Source organism: Massilia phosphatilytica (assembly GCF_977014125.1).
This window is the reverse complement of record NZ_CDRNIL010000084.1, coordinates 1-3,611: the sequence shown is the minus strand read 5'-3', so window position 1 is coordinate 3,611 and position 3,611 is coordinate 1. Positions and strand designations below refer to the sequence as shown.

General features: G+C 60.9%; 3 pseudogenes. 2 read left to right on the top strand and 1 reads right to left on the bottom strand.

Annotated elements, in window-relative coordinates:
• Positions 1-135 precede the first annotated feature (135 nt).
• A pseudogene (locus ACWNCF_RS02955) lies at positions 136-1,014 on the bottom strand (transporter associated domain-containing protein); the annotation flags it as partial.
• A 210-nt stretch (positions 1,015-1,224) separates the two neighbouring features.
• Here ACWNCF_RS02955 and ACWNCF_RS02950 point away from each other — a divergent pair.
• Both ACWNCF_RS02950 and ACWNCF_RS02945 read left to right on the top strand, forming a co-directional pair.
• Positions 1,225-2,072 (top strand): annotated as a pseudogene (locus ACWNCF_RS02950) (slipin family protein).
• A gap of 54 nt (positions 2,073-2,126) precedes the next feature.
• Positions 2,127-3,436: pseudogene (locus ACWNCF_RS02945) on the top strand (HlyC/CorC family transporter).
• Positions 3,437-3,611 lie beyond the last annotated feature (175 nt).

The window sequence follows — 3,611 nt, the reverse complement described above, 5'->3', positions numbered from 1 at the left end:
ATGCGTGCATACCACGTGGACGAAGAATGGTATGTGTGACCCTATGCAATGTCGGGTGAACAACATCGTTATTCCTCGTGAAGGACAGGGGGCAAACCGCGATCGTGGCCGGCGGCGTCGGCCGGCCAAGCCCGATCAGGCTGCCAGCCAGCGTTTTACCGCGGCCGGCCTCAGTTTCACGACCTTGATGGCCTGGTTCTGCACTTGCACGACTTCGATCACACAGTTGCCGATCTTGAGGGCGATGGGGACTTCCGGGATTTCCTGGAGCTGTTCCAGCAGCAGGCCGTTGACGGTCTTGGCTGTCGAGAGGCAGGTCGAGACCCAGCTTTTTATTGATGTCGCGCAGCGGCGTTGTGCCTTCGAGCAGGACTTCGCCCTGGGCATTCCACGCCATCGCATCGCTGCGCGCGGCGCCCGGGGTGGACGTCGTGAAGTTGCCGATCATTTCCTCGATGATGTCTTCGAGCGTGACGAGCCCCTGCACCTCGCCGTATTCGTTGATGATGATGCCCAGGCGTTCCTTGTTTTCCTGGAAATACTGGAGCTGCGTGAAGACGCCCGTGTCTTGCGGGATGAACTAGGGCTCCGTCAACAGCTCGCGAAAGTGCTCGATCGTGAGGTCGTCTTCCTCGTTCAGCAGCGCGACGGCCTTGCGCACGTGCAGGATGCCGACGATGCGGTTGATCTCGCCTTCATACACGGGCAGCTTGTTGTGGTAGCACGTGGTCAGCTCGGCCTTGATGTCCTCGGACCGGCAACGCGAGGTTCAGCGCCTCGATCTGGGGGCGCGGCGTGATGATGTCTTCGACGGAAATCTTTTCCAGGTCGAACAGGTTCAGCAGGATGCTCTTTCGGTCGCGGGATATAACTGCCCGCTTCCAGCATGATCGATGCAGTTCTTCCGGCGAGGCGCCGCCGGGCATCCGCATGGCCGACGCCGAGACCGCGAATACGCAGCAGGCGCAACAGGCCTTTCACGAACAGGTTGACGAACCAGATCGCCGGCTTGGCTCCCATCCATGCAGCACCTCCGATGGTTTATCAGGTATTTGATTTTCCGTTGGTAAAGGTACTCAACAAGGAGACGATGATCTTGATTAAAAGCAAAACATTTCCCGTAGCCTGACGCGCATTGTCGACCGTATCGATCCGGGACGGGCAAGCGCGCACTTGCCCGGATTCGGCGTATGCTTGGATGATCAAGCGCCGGCCATCGCCATCATGAACCCGGTCACATCATTCCTGGTCGCCGTCAGCCTCGCCGTTGGCGCGGTCCTCACCTACTGGGTCAATCCACTGCTCGGATTGCCCTTCCTTGCGCTCGCCGCGATTCTCGCGCTGTCGCTGAAGATGGCGAATACGTGGGAAAAATTCGTCATCCTGAGGCTGGGGAAACTCCACAGCGTCAAGGGCGCCGGCCTGTTCGCCATCGTTCCCATCATCGATAACGTGGTTGCGGTCATCGACGGGCGCATCCAGACCACGGCCTTCAACGCCGAGCAGGCCCTGACCAAGGACACCGTCCCGGTCAACGTCGACGCCATCATTTTCTGGCACGTGCACGATGCCGAGAAAGCCGCGCTGGCGATCACGAATTACCGCGAGGCGATCGACCGGGTGGCCCAGACGTCGCTGCGGGAAATGATCGGCCTGTCGATGCTGACGGCGCTGCTGTCCGAGCGCAAGGAGGCGGACGCGCAGTTGAAGGAATCGATCGGCCGGAAAACGGCGCCGTGGGGGATCTCCGTCGGTTCCGTGGAAATCCGCGACGTTGCCATTCCCGTTGTGCTGCAGGACGCCATGTCGCGCCAGGCCCAGGCCGAACGCGAGAAGCAGGCGCGGGTCATCCTCGGCTCGCCGAAGCCGCCATCGCCGGTAAGTTCGTGGAAGCGGCCGACATGTACGCCGGCCATCCGGCCGCCCTGCAGTTGCGGGCGATGAACATCATCTACGAAACGACGAAGGAGCGCGGCGCGACCATCCTGATCCCCAGTTCGATGGTCGACAGCCTGAACCCGTCGGCCGCACCTGTCTCGGCCAAACTTGCAAGCCCCCTCCCCGTGACTTAGAATCGACCTCTGCGCTGGCTTCGCCAGTTTCCCGACGATTCTTGACGGTGATCCTTGGAAACCGTACCACTTTGGGTGCTCATTCTCGCACTCGCCCTCCTGATCCTTTGCTCGGCCTTCTTCGCGATGGCGGAAACCGCCCTGATGGCGGCGAATAAATATCGCCTGCGCCATCTTGCGAAACGGGGCCACCGCGGCGCAATCACCACGTTGTGGCTGCTCGGACCGCACGGACAAGCTGCTGTCCCTCGTGCTCATCGCCAATACGCTGATCAATGCGATGGCGACGGCGCTCGTCACCGCGATCGCGATCCTGTTCTTCGGCCATGCGGAAAGCGTGATCACGGTCGCCACGGCCGTCGTCGCATTCCTGCTGATCGTGTTCGCGGAGATCTCGCCCAAGATCATCGGCGCCACCTATCCGGAACGTATCTCGCTCGGCTCCAGCTATGTGCTGCGTCCGCTGATGAAGGTCGCCAAGCCGGCGATCTGGTTCGTCAACCTGTTCGTGAAAGGCCTGTTGCGCCTGCTGCGTATTCGCGGTCTCGGCGTCGGCCATGCGGATGCCCAGCAGCGCCTGTCGCCGGAAGAACTGCGTTCGGTCGTGCTGGAAGCGGGCAGTTATATCCCGCAAAAGCACAAGAGCATCCTGCTGAACCTGTTCGACCTGGAAAAGATTTCCGTCGAAGACATCATGACGCCGCGCCCCCAGATCGAGGCGCTGAACCTCGCGTTGCCGGTCGAGGACATCAAGGCCGAGCTGACCACGTGCTACCACAACAAGCTGCCCGTGTATGAAGGCGAGATCAACCGCATCGTCGGCATCCTGCACGTGCGCAAGGCCGTCGCGCTGCTGAACGAGGAAGACGACCTCACGATCGAGCACTTTCGCGAGCTGTTGACGGAGCCCTGTTTCATCCCGCAAGACACGGGCGTCTTCACGCAGCTCCAGTATTTCCAGGAAAACAAGGAACGCCTGGGCATCATCGTCGACGAATACGGCGAGGTGCAGGGGCTCGTCACGCTCGAAGACATCATCGAGGAAATGATCGGCGACTTCACGACGTCCACCCCGGGCGCCGCGCGCAGCGATGCGATGGCGTGGAATGCCCAGGGCGAAGTCCTGCTCGAAGGCGCGACCGCCGCTGCGCGACATCAATAAAAAGCTGGGTCTCGACCTGCCTCTCGACGGCCCCAAGACCGTCAACGGCCTGCTGCTGGAACAGCTCCAGGAAATCCCGGAATTCCCCATCGCCCTCAAGATCGGCAACTGTGTGATCGAAGTCGTGCAAGTGCAGAACCAGGCCATCAAGGTCGTGAAACTGTTGCGGCCGGCCGCGGTCAAACGCTGGCTGGCAGCCTGATCGGGCTTGGCCGGCCGAGCGCCGCCGGCCACGATCCTGCGGTTTGCCCCCTGTCCTTGCACGAGGAATAACGATGTTGTTCACCCGACATTGCATAGGTCACACATACCATTTCGTCCACGTGGTATGCATGCATCTTTCCCCACGACAAAGTCTTGACCGATTAGATGCCTAC